Below are 23,281 nucleotides of genomic sequence, written 5' to 3' on the forward strand. Positions count from 1 at the left end.
ATCGTGCGGGGGTTTTGGTTGAAACTAATGTACTATAACGACTTCATTTCAATTTTAGCCATCATATCCGCTAATTTTTTTCTATTTTTTAAACCGACATCTGGCTGAGAAACGGATAGCGCGGAAATCGCTGTCGCCATACGTAACGTGTGCTCACTGGATTCACCGTTAAGTAACCCATAAGCTAACCCTGCCACCATGGAATCACCGGCACCAACAGTGCTTATCACTTCACAATGGGGTGGTTTTGCAAGCCAAGAGCCCGAAGCATTAACCCAAAGCGCCCCTTCTTCCCCTAACGATATGACCACATGGGAAATCCCTTTGTCTCTTAATTCATGCGCTGCGGCCACGACCTCTTGTAAATCAGGAAGTTTTCGGCCAACCCAGCTTTCTAACTCATGACGATTAGGTTTTACTAACCATGGAGATGCTTTTAAACCTGCCTTCAAAGCTTCTCGGCTACTATCAAAAATAATACATGGACATAATTGGCGAAGGCGAGTCATCCAGCGAGTAAATTCTTCTGGGTCAATACCACTCGGTAAACTTCCGCTCACCACAACCATATCGAAATGGCCTAACCAATTGAGCGACTCTGTCGAGAAGCGGTTCCAATCTTCTTTACTAACCTCAAAACCTGAAAAATTGAAATCAGTTGATTCCCCGTTATTTTCAGTGAGTTTCACGTTAATTCGTGTACGCCCTGGCACCATACTAAAGCGATTAGCCATACCATTTTCACTGAAAAAATGTTGGAATTCTTCTTGGTTATCCTTTCCCATAAAACCACTAACAGTGATATCAATACCTAAGTCACGGAGCACTTTTGCGACATTGACACCTTTACCACCCGCATTGAGGCTAGCGGTTTTGACTAAATTGACTTCACCAACTTCGATAGTAGAGCATAAGCCCACAAGGTCGTAAGCAGGATTTAATGTAATTGTAGCAACCCGGCGAGTCATAACCACTAATCTCCCTTATCATGATTATCGTGTCTTTAAATTTAATTATAGTTATAACATTAAAGCATATTGTTTTCAGTGATATTTGTACTTTTTCCTGCTTGTTTTTCTACTAGATTATGTCAGGATCAACGCGCTAAAAAAGAAAACAATAAGGAGAATATATGTCTGAGCCTACCAACGTCGTCGTGGGTGTCGGTGTTATAATCACTAACAAATGTGGGCAAATTTTGATGGGCAAACGCAGCAGTAAACATGCGCCCTATTGGTCTATTTTCGGAGGGCATGTTGACCCAGGTGAATCATTTGAAACCTGTGCCATCCGCGAAATAAAAGAAGAGATTGGCATTGATATTCAAACTCCCACCGTTTTTGGCATCAGCAACAATTTACAGACTTATCAACAAGAAGGTAAACATACCGTTTCTATTTGTATGCATGTTGAATATAGCGGTGATGTGGAGCCTCGAATTATGGAAGCAGACAAATGTGAAAACCTAATGTGGGTTTCACCTGATAACCTCCCAGAACCGCATTTTGAAGCTAGCCGCAATGCCGTTGACCTCTGGCTAACACAACGCTTCTATCACCAAAGCGCCTAATTAATCATAAGCGTACAAATATCTTCGCGTTGTACGTTTATTATCCATCTCGTTCTAATTACTCATTTTTCCCTATTTTATTCTATTTGCCATATTTACAATACTTCACGCTTGCCGTATCATTTAGCTAGTACAGTGAAACATTATATTTAGGAGCCACCATGGCTATTGATGGAACAACACAACAAAAAAATCCTTCTATATTGGGAGGTGCTATGATCATCGCCGGTACTGCAGTCGGTGCTGGTATGTTTTCTATTCCTATGGTGACTTCTGGCGTTTGGTTCACAGGTTCCGTCATACTGTTAATTTATACCTTTGTTTGCATGTTACTTTCTGGGCTAATGATTTTAGAAGCTAATATGAATTATCCAGCGGGTGCTAGTTTCCATACGATGGTAAAAGATTTATTAGGTTCGACTTGGAATTCAATTAACGGCTTATCCGTCACTTTTGTGCTTTATATACTCACTTATGCCTATATTTCTGCAGGCAGCTCTATCATCGCAGCAAACTTGTCAGAAAAAATACAGTTACCACAAGCGGGTGCAGGCTTTATTTTTGCCTTTATTGTGGCTTTTTTTGTATGGCTTTCTACGCGTGCTGTCGACAGGTTAAGTACCATTTTAATTGGCGGGATGGTGCTCACCTTTATTATGTCAATCGGTGGAATGATTTCCACTGCATCGCCCGCAATTTTATTTAACCAGACTGAGCAAAGTGAAAGCCAATACCTTCCCTATGCCTTAGCCGCATTACCTTATTTATTAACCTCTTTTGGTTATCACGGTAATGTTCCAGGATTAGTAAAATATTATAATAAAGATAGCCGTAGTGTTGTTAAAAGCCTAGTCTATGGTGCCACCATTACCGTGGTTATCTATATTTTATGGCAGTATGCTATTCAAGGAAATATTCCAAGAACGTCATTTATTGAAATAAGAGAAAACGGTAATAATATTGATGCATTACTGGCTCAAATGAATATTTCCACCAAAAGTAGTTTTATCTCTCAATTTTTGAACCTGTTTTCATATATGGCTCTAGCGAGTTCCTTCTTAGGCGTATCTTTAGGGTTATTTGATTTTATTGCTGACTTTTTCAAATTTGAAGATAATAAGTTTGGCCGTCTTAAATCTGTCGCAGTCACATTTTTACCACCAACAATTCTCGCGTTAATTTTCCCTAATGGGTTTATTTATGCGATTGGTTTTGCCGGGTTAGCAGCCACTATTTGGGCCGTTATTGTCCCTGCACTAATGGCGAAAGCAAGTCGTAAACGTTATCCAAACAACAGCTATAGAGCACCGGGGGGAAGCTTTATCATTGGCTTCGTGATCCTCTTTGGTTTAGTTAATGCTGTTGCTCATTTATTGTCATTGTCTGGCTTACTTCCTATCTATTAATCATTCCAGTATGAATATAGCCCACCGGTTATATTCATACTTATTGCATTATCCAATAACTGCATTATCTAGAATTATATTATCCAAAAATTTTTCACTGAAAATTGACTTCAGCATCTTGCCTAATTCCTTATCTGCGAGTAATTTTGTCGCACTCTTTTTGACAACCCCAAAGAAGGTTATTTATGGCCAAGGCCAATGAAATCAAACGTGGTTTAGCAATCAACTACAACGGCAAATTATTACTTGTAAAAGACATTGATATTCAAGCACCTAGCGCTCGTGGTGCGAGTACATTATATAAAATGCGTTTTACTGATATCAAAACTGGCCAAAAAGTTGAAGAACGTTTCAAAGGCGATGATATTTTAGACACAATTTCGCTTACGCGCCGTGGAGTCAGTTTTTCTTATATTGATGGTGACGAGTATGTCTTTATGGATAATGAAGACTACACTCCCTACATTTTCAAAAAAGCAGATATTGAAGAAGAATTACTTTTTATTCCTGAAGAAGGGTTACCAGGAATGCAAGTGTTAACGATGGATGGGCAAGTTCTTGCTTTAGAGTTACCACAAACGGTTGATATGGCCATTATTGAGACAACACCTGCAATTAAAGGGGCGTCTGCCAGCGCACGAACTAAACCTGCAACGATGGCTACAGGGTTAACTGTCCAAGTTCCTGAGTATTTAACCAGTGGTGAGAAAATTCGTATTCATATCGCTGAGCGTCGTTATATGGGCCGTTGTGATTAATTTTTGCTTTTAGTTTCGCAGAAATAATGCTTTATATGCCTATGAGTTTATTGTTCATAGGCATATGCCATTAAAATTAAACATTGCACCCTCATCTCATTTTAGTTTGCTATATTCAATTCTTGCTTATCTCAAGATTAATCGTATTTTATCGTATAAATACCTAAGGTTTTATCTTTATTAATCCAGGTAAATTGTTGAGTACCTTTTTGGTTCGGAAGCAACGTTTCTTGATTTTTTAATTTTTGAATATCTGCAGATGCGGTTTCCAATTTGCCATTATCATTCCAGCATTTAGTTTCAACCCTGTGAACATTCGCTTCGACTACACAAGGCGACGCAACAATAGCACCAGTAAATCGAATAACGGCAGTATTACTCCTTCTCACATCACTGTTTTCAGAGGCAAACATTGAAAAATTTGTACTTAATGTCGCTACCGCTAGAAAAGTCATTACTATTTTTTTTACTGAGCTATTCATGAAGAAATCTCCTCCTAAAATTATGTTATCGTCACTTTCTGTCATTTATTTACAGTTAGAGTATTTAATTTGGCTAAATTGCCTGAGAACGACATACTAATTCCAAAAAGAAATTAAAAATTTCATTTATAGTCGTAGTTTTTTATTTTTCCTTTTAATTATTTATCCAAATAAAATAAACGACTTACATCACTCTTAATTAACCACACAAAATGCAACACTTTATAAATAGTATCTATTAGCATTGGTTGTATAATTTATAAAAACCGTCGCAATATCACTTGAGGCTTATCCAATAAATCATTAAAAATAGTGTTTATCATCATGAATAAAAATTTAGATAAAAAAATTTCATTACCCTCTACCAACTTGATCGCATCAGGCCGACAACGTGCTTGTTATCAGCATCCTGAGCATCATGACCTATGTATAAAAGTTCATCTAAATGGGAGAGACGACAAAGAAACCTTAAGAGAGATTCGCTATTACAAGCGTTTATATAGAAAAAACTTCACTACAAAAACAATTTCTCATTACTATGGCACCCAACAAACTGATCAAGGGCTGGGTTATGTATTCCAATTAATCAAAGATAAAACAGGAAATGTTTCACACACTTTAGATTATTACCTAAAAAACAAACAACTTTTTTTAAAACATAAAAAAAATATGAAAGTTGCTTACGAGCAATTTAAAAAAAATATATATAAAGAGGCTATCACCACGATGGCGCTAAAAACTTATAATATCGTTTACCAACTAGGTTATAAACCTTGTGGCCAATTTCTTATTATTGATAACCTAGGGTCTGCTAACTTAATCCCCATTGATTATTTTTCAACTAAAATAGCCCGTTCTACACTAAATCGTCGGTTTACCGATTTCGAACAACGGCTTTATCGTGACTATAATATTAAGGTATAGCACACATACTCTGACTTACACTTTATCCTCACCATTAGTATCTGGTTATATTGATTTATTGTAAGCGTAGATTATTTCACATTATCCGATATCAATATCACACAAAGAATATGATTAACAAAAATACTGATATACATACAGTATATTTGTTTTTTGAGTATTTTTCATTCTAATGGTGGTTTTTAAGACAAATTAAACTATTCGTTTTCCCCACAAACAAACCTTCGTTAAATATAAATTTAAACTTCTTTACATTTTGAGCTTAAAAAGGACTTAATTATGTAATTACACTGAAATAGCACACAATAAAACGTGATTCAGATCATATTTTATTAGTGATAAACACCCGTTTTATAAGTGAATATACCTCATTGTAGACGACCATCACATAACCCAATGGCAAATAGGCTCTTTTATCTAATGTTTTGTAAATTTCACCCCTATTAACTCGCCATTTTGCTTTTGTTTATGTATGCTCTTAAAGGTTTGATTTGGTACTAATGCGAAACCAAATCTTCCAAGCAAAAAATGTAAAGAATGTCTTAGTAAATTTAGTAAATATTGATATATATCCTATACTCAATAAGTCATTAAATATGATTAACACATTCGAAGTTTGGTAGTGCTGCAATAAACACTTTCTGCGAAAAACACACTTCTATGATTTATAATGCGTTTTTCACAGGGATAGGTTTAGTTTTTTTGTGTCTTTTTACACAATAAAGTACTAGAAAAATGGTAAGGGATATATATAAGAATGCTAACGTCTGAAAAACTTAAGCGCTATGCTTGGCGCATTGTTCCGGCAATTGCCATTGCCGTAACGCTCACAGCATGTACCACCCCAAAGTCAGCTAAGAATACACAATATACTGCCAAATCAGATACACGTATGCTAAATGGCTCTGCTGGCGATTCGTTGACGATGGCATCTCAAGATGAATTCGAAGAGTTAGTACAAAGCGTTGATACTAAGTCTAAAATAATGGACCAATACGCAAGCTGGAAAGGTGTAGCTTATCGCCTTGGCGGCACAACAAAGAAAGGTGTCGATTGCTCAAGTTTCGTTCAGCGCACATTCTTTGAACAATTTGGTGTTGAGCTTCCTCGTACAACATCTGAGCAAGAATCCTCCGGGAAAAGCGTAAAACGTAATAACCTAAAAGTCGGTGATATTGTTTTATTCAAAACAGGCCGCACGATGAAGCATGTTGGTATCTATATTGGTGATGAAAAATTTGTTCATGCATCAACCAGTAGTGGTGTTATCGTTTCTGAAATGACTAACTCTTACTGGAGCAAAAGATATTATGCAAGTAGACGCATTATCAACGGCTCATAAATTTTTGTAGTACCCTATATCCCCTTTCCAATAAAAAAGCTTCCATATGATGGAAGCTTTTTTATTGGAAATCTCTACTGACTAAATTTAGTGGTAGTCATCCGATTTTAAATCAAGAATAACTCAGTCACCAAATTCCACCTCATGATGATACTCATCCAAAAAAACAGTTTTAAATATAGAGCCAAATAAAATCAGTAAGCAAAAACAGTAATAAACAACCGAGCCATCATTACTAAAAAAATATTAAAACATACTCAAAGCTAAGTTCTATAAACTATAGCTCTTAAACTAAGCACTATAAAAACCAGAAGAAAGTTCTGCAATAGCAACACCTGAAGCTTTTAAACGGCACATAGCGGCTAACTCATCATTAGCATGAATGAATAGGCAAATTTCTTTCTGCCACTCTAAGATCGCATTAGCAATTTGCATGTCTGATAATGATTCAGATAATTGCTGCATTGCAATACAGTCTGTCGCACAGTCATGGCTAAGTAATTTTAGCCCCACAAGCTTATCGCTATCGACATCATTCATAGGTACAACTTCAACATCTGTACCTTTTTTGCCTGATAACCAGCGGTAGCTTTGCGGTAGCCTGTGCACCACCGAAAGACCTAATTTTTCCACAAACATATCCTATTGAAACATTTTAGTATTTTGCCAAGTATTGATATTTACTTTCTTACTTGACCTAACACCGGCTTAAGCCAATCATTCATCGTTCAAACCGAACTTTTAGTTATCTAAAAAGTAACATTAATGTTAAATATCGAACCTTAAATATAACATTAAAAAAACAAAATGTCGTTAAATTTTTGTGACACAAATCATTGCATATTCATTTTAATAGTAAATATATTAAAATTTAAACTAATTTTGATCTTCAAGCTCAACATCCAGCTCAAAATACTTAACTTTTTTTTACATTTCTGAAATGAAAATAGTAAAAAAGAGTTTATTCTTGAAGTTAAACCAAATTTTTATTAATGAATAATGTTGCAATGCACATTAAATCATAAAACATAAATTTAACAAATCCAGCCCTGATGATAATTGATTTAGATCATTTTTTAGCAAAAATTTTAAATACCCTGCGTTACTACTCGATTTTATCGAGCAATAATCCTCTATCTCTTATAGATAAAATGAATGATATGGAGAAGTAACTAGAACATGCTTTATTTGATTAGATATTAAAGAAGAGAATTACATGTTCTCAGCTTCATCCTTGAAACTTGAAAACATATGACATGACTTACTTTGTTTTTTTGGCCAATAATACAAACAACATTGAAAATGCAACGCAAGCGACCATTGAACCGACCATTGGCCATGCGCTCTGCGCAGGTATTAGTGATAATAACGTTCCAACGAGCGCACCAATCGAAAACCTGATTGTGCCTGCCAATGAAGAAACCGTTCCTGCAATATGTGGATAATTATCTAAGATCACGGCCATTGCATTCGAAGTGATCATCGCTATGCCACTGACATAAATGGCAACACCGATTACCAGTGTCCAAAAATCTAGCGCAAAGGCTGTTGTCATTAGCAACCACAATCCCATCACGAATTGAATAATAATACCAAAGTAAAGCATTTTTTCTGCACCAAAATGCCTAACATAGCGGCTATTTATTGTCGTCATAATAAATAGGAAGATAATATTGATACCAAAATAGTAGCCAAAATTCTGTGGAGACACCCCGTTCAAATCGATATACACAAAAGCGCCTGCATTTAAGAATGAAAACATCCCTGCAAAGGAAAATGAACTCGCTAATATGTAGAACAGTACCTGTCTTGCCCTAAATAAAGTGGCAAACTGCCTTAATGTTGTACCAATATGAAACTTCTGCCTTTTAGCTACGGGCAATGTTTCCCGCACAAAACAGCTCACTAAAACGACAGCGATAACCGCTGCAATGGCGATACTCCAAAAAATTGCATGCCATGAAAACCAGCGCATTAACTCTCCCCCTAAAATAGGGGCCAGCAACGGTGCTATTGTCATCACTAATACAACAAAAGACATACTTCTTGAAAATTCATCACGGGTAAACATATCCCGCATAAGCGCGTTAATCACAACACTTGCAGCGGCAGCGGCAAAACCATGTAAGAAACGCAACCAAATCAGTGAATCAATCGATTCAGTGATAGCACAGGCCGCTGAAGCGATTGCAAAAACGACGACCCCACCTAAAATAACGGGTTTACGCCCAATGCTATCTGCCATCGGACCATAAAATAATTGTCCTATAGCAAAACCAAAAATGTAGCTATTGAGCGTCATCTGAATGCGCCCTTCATCTACATTAAAATAATGCATCATCGTCGGAAAGCTTGGTAGGTACATGTCGATAGCCAATGGCATTAGCATCGATAATAAACCTAGAATTAATATCAGCCCCAAATAGGATGAACGCTGCTGTTGCACTCTTTAAACTCCTGCTGTTTTTTTACGTGGTACATTAATACTGTTGATCTCTTCTTCCGTCAGTGGGCGGTATTCTCCTGGTTCAAGCGTCTCATCTAGCCAAATTTCGCCAACGCGCTCACGATGTAGCCCACAAACATGGTTTCCTACTGCAGCAAACATGCGTTTTACTTGATGATAGCGCCCTTCACTAATCGTCAATCGGACATCTCTAGGGCTAATAATTTCTAGTTTCGCCGGTTTAGTTGGGTGTTTTTCCCCGTTAAGCATAACGCCCTGAGCAAACTGCTCGGCAACATCATTGGCGATGTCGTCACTCAATTGAACTCGGTATGTTTTTTCACAATGATGCTTCGGTGAAGTAATGCGATGTGACCATTGACCATCATCAGTCAATAACACAAGACCCGTTGTATCGATATCTAAACGCCCTGCTGAATGCAGTTTTTGTGCAAGAGGCTCATCAATAAAAAAAAGAATTGTTGGATGTGTTGGGTCATCTGTTGAGCAAATATAGCCTTGCGGTTTATGTAACATAAAATAACGCGGCCCAGTAACTTGTACGAGGACATTACCATCATAAGCGACTTCATGGTCAATCGTAACTTGAAAGGCACCTGATTTAACGATTTCATCGTCAACTGTTACAAGCCCTGCGCGCAATTCTCGCGCTACCAAACTTCGGCTTATCCCTAATTGCTGGGACAAAAATTTATCCAGTCGCATAGATTCTCTTAACTTGATGGAATGCCAGTGAAGCGTACAATAACGCTCAACTGTCAGAATATAGAGTGAAAGGTTGTTGTGATTGTTATCACATTATTCATTATAACAATAACCCCTGTGAAGTGATAGTTTCACTGAAGCAACAGGCATCTTTAGACAGACTCATCGTTTTAAATTAAATTTAACGTCATTCACCTGACTGAATCACATAATACTGAATAATATGTCTTTTATTTTACGCCCTTACCAACAAGAAGCTGTCGATGCGACAGTGAGTTATTTCCGTAAGCAGACTCACCCTGCCGTGATTGTCTTGCCAACTGGCGCAGGTAAAAGCTTAGTGATTGCCGAATTGGCCCGACTCGCTCGAGGACGAGTACTGGTATTAGCGCATGTAAAAGAATTAGTTGAACAGAACCATGCTAAGTACCTCGCATATGGCCTGCAAGCAGATATTTTTGCTGCAGGATTGAATCGCAAAGAGTCTCAAAGCAAAGTCGTTTTCGGCAGTGTGCAATCCGTTGCTCGCAATCTTAAAGCATTTGACGCACATTTTTCCCTAGTAATTATTGATGAGTGCCACCGTATAAGTTTGAATGATAAGAGCCAATACCAACAGATTATTCAAGTTTTACAAGTAAATAACCCTTCATTACGTATTTTAGGCTTAACAGCCACCCCCTACCGCCTCAATAGTGGCTGGATTTACCAATACCATTACCATGGCATGGTACGCGGTGATGAAAATTGTTTTTTCCGTGAGTGCATCTATGAGTTACCACTACACTATATGATTAAAAACAAGTTCTTAGTCCCACCTGAACGGCTTGATATGCCTGTTTTACAATATGATTTTAGCCAGGTTTCACTTACATCATCGGGTATTTTTAACGAACAAGAACTTAATTTGTCGTTAAAAAAACAACAACGCATTACACCTAAAATTATTGAGCAAGTTATTGAATATGCAGCACCTTTGCAAGGCTGCATGATCTTTGCTGCAACGGTCGAACATGCAAAAGAAATTTTGGGCTATTTACCTCAGGGTCGTGCTGCATTAGTGACAGCTGAAACCCCGGCTGCTGATAGGCAATCAATTATTAAGCAATTTAAAAACAAAGAACTACATTATCTCGTTAACGTTTCAGTGTTAACAACCGGGTTTGATGCTCCTCATGTGGATGTGATTGCTATTTTGCGGCCAACAGAGTCAGTGAGTTTATACCAACAAATTGTTGGTCGAGGATTACGCCTTTCTGAGGGAAAAACACGCTGTTTAATCTTAGATTATGCAGGGAATCCACATGACCTATTTCGACCAGAGGTGGGCTCAAGTAAACCGAATTCAACCAGTGTGCCGGTACAAGTTTTCTGCCCATTGTGCCAATTTGCGAATATTTTTTGGGGAAAATGCACCTCTGATGGCCAAATTATTGAACACTTTGGCCGGCGCTGCCAAGGCTGGGAAGAAGACGAAAATGGGCAGAAACAGCAATGTGAATTCCGTTTTCGCTTTAAGCAATGCCCACACTGTGGCGCTGAAAACGATATAGCCGCTCGTCGCTGCCAAAAATGCCAAGAGGTGCTTACCGACCCTGACGATATGTTAAAAGCCGCATTAAAACTTAAAGATGCATTGATCATTCGTTGCGGGGGAATGCAATTTATCACAGGGAATGATGCCAAAGGCGAATGGATTAAAATCAATTATTATGATGAAGATGGAACCTGTGTTTCAGAACGTTTTCGCCTAGCAACTCCTGCGCAAAAACGCGTGTTTGAATACCGTTTTTTACGGGAGCATCAACGTGCCCCAGGTGTTCCATTTAAGTGGAATAATGCAAATGATATATTATTGCAGCAATCTTTATTACGATATCCCCAATTTATTGTCGCTCGCAAAAAAGAACGTTTCTGGGAAATTCGAGAGAAAATCTTCGATTATCAAGGGCGTTTTCGCGTTGCAGATCCCCTATCGTAAAGCGAAAATGATCATAATGATTGCTGGATGACGGATTTTTCGTTAAAATGCCGCCCGCCTTCCGATATCTTGTTCTCTGAATGAAGTATCCCTAGGCCAAATCTCGAACCTGCTGCTGGGTCGCCTGTAGCAGGAATTTATATTTTCTTTTTATAGAGAAATAGTAATGTTAACTATCAATGCAATTGAACGTAAAGAGCAGGGTAAGGGTGCGAGCCGCCGCCTGCGCAGAGATAACCAGCTTCCAGCTATCGTTTACGGTGGCAACCAAGAAGCAATCTCTGTAACTCTTAACCACGATGAAATCATCAACCAAGAAAGCAAAGCAGAATTTTACGAAGTTCTGAATCTGGTTATCGATGGTAAAGAAACAAAAGTAAAAGTTCAGGCTGTTCAACGTCACCCATTTAAGCCAAAAGTGACGCACATTGACTTCCTGCGCGCTTAATTAAAGCCCACAGCCGAGCTTTAGAATTTTCGGGACGCCGAGTAAATAACGCCGCAATTGCGGCGTTATTTATTTCTAGCGATTCAACACCATAACTTATTTAGTACCACGGCGTTGTAATTGGTCCCGCAAATTAGGTGGTGTGCCGCGAATGGTTAACGTATCAGTGACAGGATCCCAAAAGATACGCTCCCCCATGAGCATCGCATCAAAGCTAATCGTGATCCCTCCCCCACTCCCCGAAAACTTCGTTAATTGTTTTAACGTTCCTCTATCGGCAGGGAAACTTTCTTCGAGTTGATAATCATTTTGGCGAGCGAAATCATCGAAGCTTTGTTCTTCCACCATTGGTAACTCTTTTGCCAATGCTTCTAACTCAATTTCTTCACCTGATTGTAATTGCTCCGTGCAATAGCTATGCACTTGCTGGCGATATGCTTGACGAGTATTTTTATCCATCTGAGCATTGTCACAAAAATCATCAAGTGCTTGAACTAAGCCTTTATTTTGAACTTTTGCATTTAGCCCTTCAGACGCAGCTAAAAAATCCATAAAGAAGTCAGAGACTTTTCGCCCTACTCTACCTTTTAAAAAGGTTAAATAGCGTTTTGACTCCGGATTGGTTTCCCATTCGGTTAAATCAATACGAGCGACAATATCCGCATGAGGAATATCTAAATAATGTGTTGTGCCTAAATCTAATGATTCCGTGACAAACATGCTGTCACAACTATTGAGCACTGCAATTAATAAGTATTCGACTGCAAGGTAACGGTATTGACAGAAAAGAACGACACCCCCTTCAGCAAAAGGATATTTAGCTAATTCATCTTTCAAGCGAACGGTCATCGCACGACTAAAACCTAAAAATTCTTCCTCACCTTTGCGCAATAGTTTTAATGCATCAGCAAGTTCACTTTCTTCGTTAAACTCACCAAATGCTTTACTTTTTGCACTATAGACGCGGTGTAACTCTGCCATCATGTCTTGTACGACACCATCTGCTGTTAATAAAGAATCCCGCAACATCACCTCGAGGGTTTGTTCATCTCTTTTAATTAACTGGTGTAAAGCTATCTGGTTAATTTCCAGACTCATTGTTGGCTCCTTCGAAATAGCAGAAATAATGTTGCGCGTATTCAAACACTGATATTATTCCTCTGCAATAGAAACTATCATTTGTGCAAATTTTAACCCCACCCTGCTGAACTTATGCACACTTTACGAATCTGAATTAGCATTATTATCACTTAAACAAAAATTTGTTGCGAAGAAAGAAGAAAAACCAACTGTGATACGCTATGATATGTAGCTTTCATTAATTTAGGATGTCTCAATTTATGCCACAATCATCTCGCTATAGTGATGAAAAAGTTGAAGGTTTACTTTCTGACCTTGTTAGTGTGTTAGAAAAAAACCACACCCCTGTTGACCTTTCCCTTATGGTGTTAGGTAACATGGTCACGAATCTGCTAAATACGTCGGTTGCACCTGCACAACGTAAAATGATTGCAGAATCATTCGCAAATGCATTACTTTCTTCTGTTAAAGAAGATAAATCACACTAATTGATTAATAAAATAAACAGTATGGTCACCCACCTGCGCTACCGTGACAAAGTCTCTAACATGATTGGTTGGGGGCACTGGTTTGCACTATTCAATATACTGCTTAGCCTCGCGTTAAGTAGCAGCTACCTGTTTATTTTTGATTGGCCAGACACCCTAACTGGTCGAGTTTATGCCTTCGTCAGTTGGTTAGGTCACTTTAGCTTCGTGGTCTTTGCGGCCTACTTACTAATTATTTTTCCACTGACCTTTATTGTCATGTCTCAGCGGTTGCTGAGGCTACTTTCTGTTGCCCTCGCGACTGCAGGGATAACCCTTTTAATTTTTGATATCCGTGTTTTTAGCCAGTTTGGTTTGCATCTAACACCACAGGTTTGGGATTTAGTCATTAACCCCACAAAAGGCGAAATGGCTCGTGAATGGCAGCTGATGTTTATCAGTATCCCAATTATCTTTCTCGTTGAAATGTTATTTGCAACTTGGAGTTGGCAAAAACTGCGCAGCTTAAGCCGGCAAACCTTTGGTAAACCGCTTGCAGGTATTTTTATTGTGACTTTTATTATGTCACACCTGATGTATGCGTGGGCCGATGCGAATTTTTACCGCCCTATCACTATGCAGCGTTATAATTACCCATTATCACAACCGATGACCGCACGGAAACTTCTTGATAGATATGGCTTATTGGATTTAACAGAACATCAAAATCGTGTCTTCCAGCAAGGTAGTCCGACCGCCCTTAAGTTGAATTACCCATTAAAACCATTAAGCTATTATGACCAAGGTTCAGGCTATAATTTATTATTATTAGTGGTTGATGACCTCGGTGATAAGTCACAACAAGATTCGATAAATGCCCTGAATGAGTTTAAATCAATCAGCACACAGTTTACCAACCATTATACAACTGGGTTACGTAACGATACCGCCTTGTTTGGTTTATTCTATGGGATTTCATCGACTTACTTTGATAATATTCTTAATGGCCGCCATCCATCTAGCCTGATTGAAGCCCTTCAACATCAAGGGTATCAGTTTGGTTTATTCTCAACGGATGGCTTTAACTCTCCATTATTCAGGCAAGCTATTTTAGCCGATTACTCTTTGCCTGCCAAAACTGCAGATAATGATAGCTTGACCGTTTCTCAATGGAATAATTGGTTAGATAACCTTAAAAATGGGTCGCCTTGGTTCTCGTTCCTTAACATTACTGGCACACCGGGTAGTGCAAAAACCAACGAGCAGATCAAACGTGTAATGGCGGCATTGCAACGTGATAACCGGTTAGAAAATACCATTGTTATTGTGACTGCCAATTACAATAATCAAGGTAAATCAGAAAACGATTGGTTAGACGGCAAACACTTTAATCGAGATAACATGCAGGTGCCTCTATTTATTTACTGGCCGAATACCCCTGCGCAGCAAATAGATAAACTGACTAGTCATCAAGATATAATGACCACGCTAATGCAGCGTTTATTACATGTCACAAACCCACCTGATGATTATAGTCAAGGTGAAGACTTATTTAGTGTTAAACGTACTTATCCATGGGTGATCACCGGTGATAACGACGATGTTGTGATTACCACTGACAATGCCACCCTTTATATGGATCAAAATGGTCAGTTTAATATCTATGATAAACAAGGTGCTATTGAGAAGAATGAAAAACCTGATTTGGCTGAGTTGTTGAAGATCTTTACTGAATTAAAGCGTTTTAATGAAAATTAAGTGCTTAAATATCAACCAGTCGCATCATGAGTCTATTGCTTTTAGAAGCAAATTGAGTAGTATAAATCAGAGTTCGGCATGTAGCGCAGCTTGGTAGCGCACCGTCATGGGGTGTCGGGGGTCGTAGGTTCAAATCCTATCATGCCGACCAACTTTTCATAGAGAAACCAACCACTTAAGGTTGGTTTTTTTGTGCCTGAAATTTTAGGTGGGTAAAAGTCGGGTAAAAGTCAGGTAAAAGTCCGACATGGTTACATTAGCTTTTACCCTTCCTTTTTTAGGATTTATCATCCTGCAGATCACCTTCAACAGCTTCCTGCTCCACCCTTTTCGCTTCCTCTGCTGCACGTTTAGCTTCTTCTTCCGCTAATCGCTCTGCTTCTAGCTTAGCGAGTCCCTCTGCTCCAGCTTGCTTTTGATTGTAGAGTGAGTTGGATGGCATGTTTACACGAACATCAACCCAGCGCCCCGTAGAAATATCACCGGGTTTCCCTCGGGAGTATCTTTTGAATTATCCACAAAATTAATTTGTTTCGTTGAATTAAAGTTTCTTTTACCGATGCACTTTTTGTTACATCGATGAAAACTTAAGCGACTCTTTTGACAACATCAAAACTTATTGGATTTCTATCTTTTGATGCATGCTGCATAACTTCACCGCAAAGAATAAAGCCACCAGTGATGAGCTGATGGCTATGATGATTTAACTTATGTATATTAATACATATCGAGTTATCAATACCCAAAGGATAGAAATGAACTCAATTGCTGGCCTATATTTTATTCAATTTGTACTGATTATTTCAGTGGTCCTATGCTTTTGGAATATCGGTAAGTCAAATACATTCTGGGCGTTCTGTAGGGTCATTCTGTCTTTAAGTTTTATTGCCGCAATTGTATTTCTTTCATTCATAATATCGTACGTTTCGCAATAGCTACCCTAGCGGAAAACGAATAGCTATTTAGAATATTCTTCTAGATGAATTTATATAGCTACGTGGTACCGAATAACCACCAGCATTCAAAATATATAGATATAGAATTCCACAAATATTACTCAATGAGTAGCATTTGTAGAATTAAATAAAATCATGTTTCTCCTTAAGTCACGGCTAACAAGTGAGACAACGCCACGCTTAAAGAATGTAGTACAGTCAATACTAAGCATTACGGGAGGTTTGTATTTTTCTCGTATATTCCATCATTGTCATTGCTTTTTTATCTCTATAGCTATGCCTGCAAAGGTCGTTCTTATATATCAATTGCTATTCTCTAGTCCACAAGTTTAATATCTAAGCTACGCAATAAATCTAGAGCATCGAGGCGGGAAAACTTCGCTTGACTTAATTTATTTTGTCGAACATCAATCGTAAAAGAGTGTGTCCCGGTGAAATCGACTGATGTTAAGTTTGTCTGCATAAATAAACTGTTAGATAAATCAGAATCCGTTATTACTGATTTATTTAATTCCGCATTTCTAAAATCAACATCGTGTAAACGACAATCATCAATGTATGTTTCATGGAGTTTAAGTGCAAAAAAATTACTGCTATTTAATATACAACTTTTAAAACTCAACTGAGAATAAAAATCAAAACGTGGCCAATACCCTTTTGTCCAATCAATTCCAACTAATTTACATCCTATAAACTCACAATTCGAAAAACGGGAGTTAGGTATGTTAATTAAGCTTAAATTACATTTTGTGAGTGTACTTTCAACAAATCGACAACTCGCAAAATGGCTATTTGTAAAATTACAATTAATGAACTCACACCGTTCAAAAAGTACAGATTCAAATTTTTCATCTTCTAGGTTTAAATCGCAAAACCTCTGGTCTAAATATTCACCATGACTTTCTATTAACACTTATCACCTCAAATGTCTGTTCTTATGTACCTTCTAGAGCAAATAATCCTGTATATAATATCATATATCTTGATCCATCCTTCTATACGTAGCACAAAAACAATATTTCAATAAGCCAGCTATTCTGTATTTTATATTACATTGAAAATTAAAATAATTTTGTTCTATACTGAGGCATGTGAGTAAACTAAAGATACCTATTCATGATTTTCCGCCCAGCTAAAATTATTGATATAAATGCTATTTATCAAATAGATAGCGTAGCCTCTACCCATCGGTTTAATGAAATTACCCAGTGGGTTAAACAAGGCGTTTGTTTTATTCTACAAGATAGCAACGATATATTGGCGTATGGCGTAATAAACCAACGTTTTTTTGCTCATAGCTTCATTGAACTGCTTATGGTAAATCGCCAGTATCGTCGGCAAGGCCTTGGCCTCACTTTAATTAATAAACTAAAAATGCAGAGTAAATCCCAAAAGATTTTTACTTCTACAAATCAATCGAATACAGCCACTCAACACCTCTTAATAAAAGCTGGCTTTATTCCTAGTGGCTACATTGAAAATTTAGATGATAATGATCCCGAACTTATCTATTGCTATATACCTGAGTAAAACCATCTACATAATGAACTATAATAGCATTTTATTCATCACAACCGTTTGTAATATATGATTAAATTGCTGATACACTTCTTGAGCTATCACTTCTGGATAGCTTAATACGCTAAGCTTATGTGGCTTATTTTTTGGGTAATAACTTGGGTGTGCGTGAGCATATTCGTTTTGCTGAAAACCGCAATGTTGATAAAAAGACCAACGTTTTTGACTCACATCATCAATAATAGGATCGATTTCTAGGATCACTTTGCCTACGTCATGACAAAACTGCTTTAATACCCTTTGCCCATAACCTTGCCCTCTTAATACAGGGGAAATAGCAAAGTGTTCAATGTAATAATAATCTTCGATTTTCCAACACCCAATAAAACCAATGAAAATATCATTTTCTTTGAAATTGAGTAAATAATAGTCACCATGATTTAATATTACATCTCTTCCTTGATAGCTTCTTTGTTCATACAATGGAAAAGCTGTGTCATACAACTGGTTAATCATTGCTATCGCTTGGCTATCTTCACTTGAAACTCTTAAAGCATATAACATTTAATCGTAACTCACCTTCATAGAATATACTTTCTAGGATACCTATTTTAATTTTTCTGACAATTATTTTATCAAGCATCTATAATATTAACCTACTGTTTTAACTTGATATTATTTTTTCACTCTATTCACTGCTAAAAATATTTATGCCTCTATATTGACTTTTTTGCCTAATAGTTCTAAAAATACTGTATATTAATACAGTCTTTATTAGAGGCTATCATGTTACGTATCGAAGTTTTATTTGATAAGAACGCTCCACAAAAACCGAGTTCAGTTGTTTTGCAAGCACTTGAAACTGAGATTTTACGCAAACTTCAAAACCAATATCCAGATATGGTAACGCGGGTTGGGTTTAGCTCACAACAACGCGTTAATATCTCAGGAACAAAAATAGCGGAGGATAAAACTCGTATTGAAGAAATACTGGAAGAAATATGGATGGATGATGGTTGGATCCCAGAAGAAACAACAGTGGATTAACCAAATACTTAAAGGAATGTTTCCTTATAGTGTAACATTCCTTTTTCTGCACCTAAAATTAGAAATTAAAACAGACACTTGACTCACCACCTCATATCTAAATTTTACTCCCTGTTAATCAGCCAATTTTATGTCGAAGAAAGGCTTTAATCTCTTTCACTGGATTCAACTTTTTATTTTTTGCATTAGTTGCTCTAACCTGAGAAATACAGTTATTAACATCCACACAAGTAGGGATTTCATTCAACGTTATTGTTGATAAACTAACTACCGGCCTATTATTGAAATCTTTTCCAATAAAAATCAAAGCAAGTGCGATTGCTACTATAAATAATGGCACCTCATAGAATGCTTGTTTCATTATCAATGCTCTTATTGTTTGAGTGATGGACTCATAATAAACAGTCTATTTTTTTGTACCTTAAAAAAGGGTTAAACCAACCTTAAGATATGCTTAAATCCGCTTCAAACTTGAATTGTTCGTATTGTCTGACGCTCATTGCCTGCTTATACTTGTTAGTAGAGGTGATAATATGAATATCCTATTAGTCGAAGATGATCTTCAATTGGGAAAAGCGCTATGCCGTGGGTTAGAACTTGCAGGTTTTAACCCTTGTTGGGTCAGGCTACTTGCTGATGCAAAATTACAACTCGCATCTCGCAATTTTGATTTAATGCTTTTAGATTTAGGCTTACCTGATGGCGATGGTCATGATGAACTGATTACTTGGCGTAATATGGGAGAAACGATCCCAATAATAATTCTCACGGCAAGAAATCAAATGGATAACTTAGTTTCTAGCTTAGATTCAGGTGCTGATGACTTTTTAACAAAACCATTTGCTATGCCTGAGCTTATTTCTCGAGTAAAAGCCGTTAGTCGCCGTATGGCGGGTTTCTCATCTGAAATATGGCAATTGGGTAACCTACAATTAAATCCTCTTAATCACCAAGTCACCCTTAATGCGCAATTGTTGCTGCTCTCTGGGAAAGAATATCTATTGCTCTACGAACTAATAAAAAATGCAGATAATGTTGTCAGAAAAACGGATTTAGAGCAGCGCCTATTCGGATTAGATGATGTGGAAAGTAACTCTTTAGAGGTTCACATCCATAATTTACGCCGAAAGATAGGTAAAGACCGCATAATTACTATCCGCGGTATTGGTTATTTATTAAAAAAAGAAGTACCGCTAAGTGAAAGTTAAATCATTTTTTATTTATACCTTTGGGCTACAAATCAGCTCAGTTATTTTCCTTTGGTTATTATTAGTTGGCTGGCTACAGTTTTTTTATTGGCCCTCAATTCATGATGAGCTAAATGAACAACAAAGTGTCATCACTCAAGGGTTTGCTAAGACACTTGATGTGGTTGCTGATAAGCCAGAATATTTCAATAAAATAGCTGATAACCTACAAGAACTTTATTCTACTGCGATGGAAAGTGGCGATGACATTAGTTATCGGCCTTTTATGGTTGTTAGAGATAAACAAGGGAATGTCTATTACCGAAACAGTGACAAATTACATGTTCCATCGCTTAAATCTGTCTCTGAACTCGCAACATTACATAAAGACTGGCATTTTACTTCTGCATGGAATGATCAAGAAACTTTCGAAGTTGTTATTGCAGAGTCTTATAGTGACCGTAAATCCTTATTAGGTAACCCTGCCGAAGGCACAGCCATTCCTCTCGCGTTTATTTTGGGTATTATGTTGTTAGCAATATTAATTACCGCTTATTTTAGTCTGCGGCCTTTAAGACAATCTGCAAAACTCATCTCTAGCCGTCAGCCAGGTAATTTAACTCCAATAGAAACGAAGGAACAATATAAAGAAATTCGCCCTATTATTGATGCAATAAATAGCCTCATGTCTCGTGTTGATGCTGCAAATCAACGTGAAAAGCGCTTTATGGCAGATGCCGCACATGAATTAAGGACCCCCATAGCGGCTGTTATTGCTCAATTACATTTATTGATGCAAATTGATAATCCGAAAGAGAAAGAAGAAATTATTAATGATATGCAAGAGACTTTAAATCGCGCAGCCTCTTTATCGCATCAATTAATTGACCTAGCCCGCTTAGAAACTGAAGACTTTTTATTAAATAAAGAGCTAATTGACCTGCCCGTATTAATCAGCCATTTAATATCCTCACACATACCTTACGCTATTAATAAAAATATTGATGTTGAACTACAAAGCCCAAAATCTTTTTATATCCTCACCGATAAACTCGCATTGAGTAATATTTTTACTAATTTGATTGAAAATGCGATTAAATACTGCCAAGAAGAAGGGAAAATAAAAGTCGTTTTAAAAGATCTTACCCCATTTGGTGGGACTATTTCTGTTCAAGATAATGGCCGAGGAATTCCAGAAGAGAGCCGCCAACTTATATTTTCTCGTTTTTATCGCGTTCCAGGATCGATGGAAACCGGAAGTGGTTTAGGTTTATCTATCGCTCAAAATTTAGCCCAGAAATTGGTGCTGTAATTAGAGTTACTGATGGATTAGACAATCAAGGTATCGGCTTTATTATTGACTTACCCTAAATCTAATTATGTTATTGAGTTAACAGCATTTGCTATTTTTTCTAGATAGAATACGCCTTTTATACGTTAATATACTTACACCTAAAAGAGGCAATAATGTCCAAGGCATTAGTAATTATTGATCTCATTGAAGAGATAATTGGTAAAAATGGCTTATCTAATTCGAGTTACCAGCAAACTTGCTCACGTAAAATCGTTGAGAAAGCTAATCGAGCAGCACAATATGCAAGAAACCATCATATTCCAGTGATTTGGGTTAAGGTTGGCTTTTCAGACAATTATCACGATGTTCCTGCTGGCTCCCCTATGTTTCAGCAAGCTAAAAAACTTGGAGCCTTAAAACTAAGTGGCACTGGGTGTAATTGGGCCCATGACCTTGAGGTAGCATTTCGTGATCCGGTAATGATTAAAAAAGGGGTTTCTGCATTTGCAGGAAACCATTTCCATAAATGGCTTACCGATAATGATATTACCGAGTTATTTATTGGCGGAGTTAGTACCGTAAAAGCAATTCAAAGTACTGCACGACAAGCCCATGATTTAGGATATACTGTCACAGTACTCGAGGATTTATGTGCGGCCCCAACGCTAGAACTCCATCAGCAAAGTCTTCAGGCACTAGAAGGCATGGTAACGATTTCTTCAGTTACAGAATTTATGCAATTAAAATAACATTTATATTTCTCATGTGATTATTTCAATTTTTGCAAGTATATCTCCCGTAGCCGGATAGCTAGTTTCCCCGGCTTACCTTCCCCAATTAATTGGTTATTCGCCATAATAACTGGCCAAACTAATGTTGTTGCAGAAGTAATAAAGACTTCTTTTGCTTCTAACATTTCATCAATACTAAATGGCTTTTCAACAATGTCTATTCCTTGTTCCCGAGCAAGTTGTAAAATTGCTTGACGAGTAATGCCTGGTAATATTTCATTATTTAACCCTCGTGTTTGTATTTGGTTCTGATGGTTAATAATAAAACAATTACTGGAACTTCCCTCAGTGACATAGCCATTTTTAACAAATATAGCGTCGTCTGCACCTTGCTGTTTAGCGTATTCTTTTGCCATGGAAGCTGCTAATAAAGCAACTGTTTTAATATCACAACGCTGCCAACGAATATCATCTACAGTTACGACTTTTATTCCATATTTTGAATTCTCATTTTCAACAATCTTCGTCTTTTGTGCAAATAAGACTAATGTTGGCTTCGTTTGTTTATCAGGATATAAAAAACTGCGTTGTTTCGCATTGCCACGTGTCAATTGTAGATATACAAGCCCTTCTTCTATATTATTCTGCTGAACTAATTGAAGATGAATTTGTTTTAATTCTGCTAAATCGTAGGAAAATGATAACTGTAATTCAGCACAAGAACGCTGCAAACGAGCCATATGATGTTCAAAGTCAACTAACTTACCGTTAATTATTGCAGTCACTTCATACACAGCATCCGCAAATAAAAACCCACGGTCAAAAACAGATACTGACGCTTCTTCTTCAGGTAAAAACTGGCCGTTTACATAAGCAATCATGAGCTATATTCCTTTATCAATCAAATCATTACCTAATCTCTTATTAACCATACACCATATTACAAAAATTACCTTTCAATTCTTCACATTTTTTATCTCTATTTGCAGATTCAGGCCCTCTTGTAAGAACCGCGACTAACAAAAAAACAAGCTGTAGCACAGCGACTAAAATATAGTTTAAAATTTAAAATTATTTTTAATATTAACTTGACATTAACATGTGAATAGCTAGAATGCTCTCACGTGATCTGGATCACATTTTAATTTGGAGTTCTCGAT

The 23,281-nt window shown here is 37.3% G+C and carries 25 protein-coding genes and 1 tRNA gene; 15 read left to right on the top strand and 11 right to left on the bottom strand.

Features of this window, described 5'->3' with window-relative positions:
• Positions 1 to 32: 32 nt before the first annotated feature.
• Positions 33 to 968: a 1-phosphofructokinase gene (gene fruK / locus PSF67_RS05330; protein WP_272676608.1), complete on the bottom strand. Its 936-nt coding sequence runs from the start codon at positions 966 to 968 to the stop codon at positions 33 to 35.
• Positions 969 to 1,132: 164 nt separating this feature from the next.
• Between fruK and PSF67_RS05335 the strand changes: the two genes are divergently transcribed.
• The 3 genes from PSF67_RS05335 (at position 1,133) to yeiP (ending at position 3,734) form a co-directional block, all read left to right on the top strand.
• Positions 1,133 to 1,570 (top strand): nucleotide triphosphate diphosphatase NUDT15, encoded by a 438-nt coding sequence (locus PSF67_RS05335; protein ID WP_102137699.1) that lies wholly within the window; start codon positions 1,133 to 1,135, stop codon positions 1,568 to 1,570.
• Positions 1,571 to 1,731: 161 nt separating this feature from the next.
• Positions 1,732 to 2,976, top strand: coding sequence for a tryptophan permease (gene mtr / locus PSF67_RS05340; RefSeq protein ID WP_102137698.1), 1,245 nt, complete (start codon positions 1,732 to 1,734; stop codon positions 2,974 to 2,976).
• Positions 2,977 to 3,161: 185 nt separating this feature from the next.
• Positions 3,162 to 3,734 (top strand): elongation factor P-like protein YeiP, encoded by a 573-nt coding sequence (gene yeiP / locus PSF67_RS05345; RefSeq protein WP_102137697.1) that lies wholly within the window; start codon positions 3,162 to 3,164, stop codon positions 3,732 to 3,734.
• 137 nt (positions 3,735 to 3,871) lie between these two features.
• Here the strand turns inward: yeiP and PSF67_RS05350 are convergent, their stop codons facing one another.
• Positions 3,872 to 4,216 carry a hypothetical protein gene (locus tag PSF67_RS05350; RefSeq protein WP_102137696.1) on the bottom strand — a complete coding sequence of 115 codons (345 nt, stop codon included), beginning with the start codon at positions 4,214 to 4,216 and terminating at the stop codon, positions 3,872 to 3,874.
• A gap of 324 nt (positions 4,217 to 4,540) precedes the next feature.
• Between PSF67_RS05350 and PSF67_RS05355 the strand changes: the two genes are divergently transcribed.
• Both PSF67_RS05355 and mepS read left to right on the top strand, forming a co-directional pair.
• Positions 4,541 to 5,140 (top strand): YrbL family protein, encoded by a 600-nt coding sequence (locus tag PSF67_RS05355; protein WP_102137695.1) that lies wholly within the window; start codon positions 4,541 to 4,543, stop codon positions 5,138 to 5,140.
• Between the two features lie 757 nt (positions 5,141 to 5,897).
• On the top strand, positions 5,898 to 6,482 hold the full coding sequence (gene mepS, locus PSF67_RS05360) for a bifunctional murein DD-endopeptidase/murein LD-carboxypeptidase (RefSeq protein ID WP_102137694.1): 585 nt from the start codon (positions 5,898 to 5,900) through the stop codon (positions 6,480 to 6,482).
• 291 nt (positions 6,483 to 6,773) lie between these two features.
• Here mepS and PSF67_RS05365 read toward each other — a convergent pair whose 3' ends face one another.
• From PSF67_RS05365 to rsuA, 3 genes are all read right to left on the bottom strand, one after another.
• A complete protein-coding gene (locus tag PSF67_RS05365) occupies positions 6,774 to 7,115 on the bottom strand; it encodes a hypothetical protein (protein WP_102137693.1) in 342 nt (113 codons plus the stop codon).
• A 628-nt stretch (positions 7,116 to 7,743) separates the two neighbouring features.
• Positions 7,744 to 8,928: a Bcr/CflA family multidrug efflux MFS transporter gene (locus PSF67_RS05370; protein ID WP_102137692.1), complete on the bottom strand. Its 1,185-nt coding sequence runs from the start codon at positions 8,926 to 8,928 to the stop codon at positions 7,744 to 7,746.
• Positions 8,929 to 8,931: 3 nt separating this feature from the next.
• Positions 8,932 to 9,654, bottom strand: a complete 723-nt coding sequence (gene rsuA / locus PSF67_RS05375) for a 16S rRNA pseudouridine(516) synthase RsuA (protein WP_140172551.1) — start codon at positions 9,652 to 9,654, stop codon at positions 8,932 to 8,934.
• Between the two features lie 223 nt (positions 9,655 to 9,877).
• Here rsuA and PSF67_RS05380 point away from each other — a divergent pair, with 223 nt between their 5' ends.
• Positions 9,878 to 11,635, top strand: coding sequence for a DEAD/DEAH box helicase (locus PSF67_RS05380; protein WP_166264623.1), 1,758 nt, complete (start codon positions 9,878 to 9,880; stop codon positions 11,633 to 11,635).
• A gap of 166 nt (positions 11,636 to 11,801) precedes the next feature.
• Entirely contained in the window at positions 11,802 to 12,083 is a 282-nt protein-coding gene (rplY, locus tag PSF67_RS05385; protein WP_004260060.1) for a 50S ribosomal protein L25, read from the top strand.
• Positions 12,084 to 12,179: 96 nt separating this feature from the next.
• Here the strand turns inward: rplY and yejK are convergent, their stop codons facing one another.
• Positions 12,180 to 13,181, bottom strand: a complete 1,002-nt coding sequence (gene yejK / locus PSF67_RS05390) for a nucleoid-associated protein YejK (RefSeq protein ID WP_125891240.1) — start codon at positions 13,179 to 13,181, stop codon at positions 12,180 to 12,182.
• A 242-nt stretch (positions 13,182 to 13,423) separates the two neighbouring features.
• On the opposite strand from yejK, the gene PSF67_RS05395 reads away from it, so the two are divergent.
• From PSF67_RS05395 to PSF67_RS05405, 3 genes are all read left to right on the top strand, one after another.
• The gene (locus PSF67_RS05395; RefSeq protein WP_047755730.1) at positions 13,424 to 13,651 is read left to right on the top strand and encodes a YejL family protein; all 228 of its coding nucleotides are present in this window, start codon (positions 13,424 to 13,426) and stop codon (positions 13,649 to 13,651) included.
• 21 nt (positions 13,652 to 13,672) lie between these two features.
• Positions 13,673 to 15,388, top strand: coding sequence for an LPS biosynthesis-modulating metalloenzyme YejM (gene yejM, locus PSF67_RS05400; RefSeq protein WP_239979402.1), 1,716 nt, complete (start codon positions 13,673 to 13,675; stop codon positions 15,386 to 15,388).
• Positions 15,389 to 15,462: 74 nt separating this feature from the next.
• A tRNA-Pro gene (locus PSF67_RS05405) sits at positions 15,463 to 15,539 on the top strand.
• A gap of 126 nt (positions 15,540 to 15,665) precedes the next feature.
• Here PSF67_RS05405 and PSF67_RS05410 read toward each other — a convergent pair.
• Positions 15,666 to 15,830 carry a hypothetical protein gene (locus PSF67_RS05410; RefSeq protein ID WP_272676609.1) on the bottom strand — a complete coding sequence of 55 codons (165 nt, stop codon included), beginning with the start codon at positions 15,828 to 15,830 and terminating at the stop codon, positions 15,666 to 15,668.
• Positions 15,831 to 16,660: 830 nt separating this feature from the next.
• Entirely contained in the window at positions 16,661 to 17,257 is a 597-nt protein-coding gene (locus tag PSF67_RS05415; protein WP_272676610.1) for a pentapeptide repeat-containing protein, read from the bottom strand.
• Positions 17,258 to 17,460: 203 nt separating this feature from the next.
• Here PSF67_RS05415 and PSF67_RS05420 point away from each other — a divergent pair, with 203 nt between their 5' ends.
• On the top strand, positions 17,461 to 17,874 hold the full coding sequence (locus PSF67_RS05420; protein ID WP_231068725.1) for a GNAT family N-acetyltransferase: 414 nt from the start codon (positions 17,461 to 17,463) through the stop codon (positions 17,872 to 17,874).
• Positions 17,875 to 17,892: 18 nt separating this feature from the next.
• Here PSF67_RS05420 and PSF67_RS05425 read toward each other — a convergent pair whose 3' ends face one another.
• Positions 17,893 to 18,426, bottom strand: coding sequence for a GNAT family N-acetyltransferase (locus PSF67_RS05425; protein ID WP_272676611.1), 534 nt, complete (start codon positions 18,424 to 18,426; stop codon positions 17,893 to 17,895).
• A 222-nt stretch (positions 18,427 to 18,648) separates the two neighbouring features.
• Here PSF67_RS05425 and PSF67_RS05430 point away from each other — a divergent pair, with 222 nt between their 5' ends.
• The gene (locus PSF67_RS05430; protein ID WP_102137685.1) at positions 18,649 to 18,909 is read left to right on the top strand and encodes a DinI-like family protein; all 261 of its coding nucleotides are present in this window, start codon (positions 18,649 to 18,651) and stop codon (positions 18,907 to 18,909) included.
• A gap of 118 nt (positions 18,910 to 19,027) precedes the next feature.
• On the opposite strand, the gene PSF67_RS05435 is transcribed toward PSF67_RS05430, so the two are convergent.
• Positions 19,028 to 19,270, bottom strand: a complete 243-nt coding sequence (locus tag PSF67_RS05435) for a hypothetical protein (protein ID WP_102137684.1) — start codon at positions 19,268 to 19,270, stop codon at positions 19,028 to 19,030.
• A gap of 172 nt (positions 19,271 to 19,442) precedes the next feature.
• On the opposite strand from PSF67_RS05435, the gene PSF67_RS05440 reads away from it, so the two are divergent.
• The 3 genes from PSF67_RS05440 (at position 19,443) to PSF67_RS05450 (ending at position 22,139) form a co-directional block, all read left to right on the top strand.
• Positions 19,443 to 20,117 carry a response regulator gene (locus tag PSF67_RS05440; RefSeq protein WP_166264615.1) on the top strand — a complete coding sequence of 225 codons (675 nt, stop codon included), beginning with the start codon at positions 19,443 to 19,445 and terminating at the stop codon, positions 20,115 to 20,117.
• Positions 20,107 to 21,408, top strand: a complete 1,302-nt coding sequence (locus PSF67_RS05445; RefSeq protein WP_442959143.1) for a sensor histidine kinase — start codon at positions 20,107 to 20,109, stop codon at positions 21,406 to 21,408. The genes PSF67_RS05440 and PSF67_RS05445 overlap by 11 nt, the downstream gene beginning before the upstream one ends.
• A 155-nt stretch (positions 21,409 to 21,563) precedes the next feature.
• A complete protein-coding gene (locus tag PSF67_RS05450; RefSeq protein ID WP_102137681.1) occupies positions 21,564 to 22,139 on the top strand; it encodes a cysteine hydrolase family protein in 576 nt (191 codons plus the stop codon).
• Positions 22,140 to 22,159: 20 nt separating this feature from the next.
• On the opposite strand, the gene PSF67_RS05455 is transcribed toward PSF67_RS05450, so the two are convergent.
• Entirely contained in the window at positions 22,160 to 23,002 is an 843-nt protein-coding gene (locus PSF67_RS05455; RefSeq protein WP_210847989.1) for a D-amino-acid transaminase, read from the bottom strand.
• Between the last annotated feature and the right edge of the window lie 279 nt (positions 23,003 to 23,281).

Origin of the sequence: Providencia sp. PROV076 (assembly GCF_028483405.1) — a bacterium.
Taxonomy (GTDB): domain Bacteria; phylum Pseudomonadota; class Gammaproteobacteria; order Enterobacterales; family Enterobacteriaceae; genus Providencia; species Providencia huaxiensis.

Bases quoted from the DNA above. Each gene is read 5' to 3' on its own strand.
- PSF67_RS05455 (WP_210847989.1), bottom strand. From the start codon at position 23,002: ATGATTGCTTATGTAAACGGCCAGTTTTTACCTGAAGAAGAAGCGTCA.
- rplY (WP_004260060.1), top strand. From the start codon at position 11,802: ATGTTAACTATCAATGCAATTGAACGTAAAGAGCAGGGTAAGGGTGCG.
- PSF67_RS05450 (WP_102137681.1), top strand. From the start codon at position 21,564: ATGTCCAAGGCATTAGTAATTATTGATCTCATTGAAGAGATAATTGGT.
- PSF67_RS05355 (WP_102137695.1), top strand. From the start codon at position 4,541: ATGAATAAAAATTTAGATAAAAAAATTTCATTACCCTCTACCAACTTG.
- yeiP (WP_102137697.1), top strand. From the start codon at position 3,162: ATGGCCAAGGCCAATGAAATCAAACGTGGTTTAGCAATCAACTACAAC.
- PSF67_RS05350 (WP_102137696.1), bottom strand. From the start codon at position 4,216: ATGAATAGCTCAGTAAAAAAAATAGTAATGACTTTTCTAGCGGTAGCG.
- PSF67_RS05335 (WP_102137699.1), top strand. From the start codon at position 1,133: ATGTCTGAGCCTACCAACGTCGTCGTGGGTGTCGGTGTTATAATCACT.
- PSF67_RS05435 (WP_102137684.1), bottom strand. From the start codon at position 19,270: ATGAAACAAGCATTCTATGAGGTGCCATTATTTATAGTAGCAATCGCA.
- PSF67_RS05425 (WP_272676611.1), bottom strand. From the start codon at position 18,426: ATGTTATATGCTTTAAGAGTTTCAAGTGAAGATAGCCAAGCGATAGCA.
- yejK (WP_125891240.1), bottom strand. From the start codon at position 13,181: ATGAGTCTGGAAATTAACCAGATAGCTTTACACCAGTTAATTAAAAGA.
- PSF67_RS05410 (WP_272676609.1), bottom strand. From the start codon at position 15,830: ATGCCATCCAACTCACTCTACAATCAAAAGCAAGCTGGAGCAGAGGGA.
- PSF67_RS05420 (WP_231068725.1), top strand. From the start codon at position 17,461: ATGATTTTCCGCCCAGCTAAAATTATTGATATAAATGCTATTTATCAA.
- PSF67_RS05380 (WP_166264623.1), top strand. From the start codon at position 9,878: ATGTCTTTTATTTTACGCCCTTACCAACAAGAAGCTGTCGATGCGACA.
- mtr (WP_102137698.1), top strand. From the start codon at position 1,732: ATGGCTATTGATGGAACAACACAACAAAAAAATCCTTCTATATTGGGA.
- rsuA (WP_140172551.1), bottom strand. From the start codon at position 9,654: ATGCGACTGGATAAATTTTTGTCCCAGCAATTAGGGATAAGCCGAAGT.
- PSF67_RS05395 (WP_047755730.1), top strand. From the start codon at position 13,424: ATGCCACAATCATCTCGCTATAGTGATGAAAAAGTTGAAGGTTTACTT.
- yejM (WP_239979402.1), top strand. From the start codon at position 13,673: ATGGTCACCCACCTGCGCTACCGTGACAAAGTCTCTAACATGATTGGT.
- fruK (WP_272676608.1), bottom strand. From the start codon at position 968: ATGACTCGCCGGGTTGCTACAATTACATTAAATCCTGCTTACGACCTT.
- PSF67_RS05430 (WP_102137685.1), top strand. From the start codon at position 18,649: ATGTTACGTATCGAAGTTTTATTTGATAAGAACGCTCCACAAAAACCG.
- mepS (WP_102137694.1), top strand. From the start codon at position 5,898: ATGCTAACGTCTGAAAAACTTAAGCGCTATGCTTGGCGCATTGTTCCG.
- PSF67_RS05440 (WP_166264615.1), top strand. From the start codon at position 19,443: ATGAATATCCTATTAGTCGAAGATGATCTTCAATTGGGAAAAGCGCTA.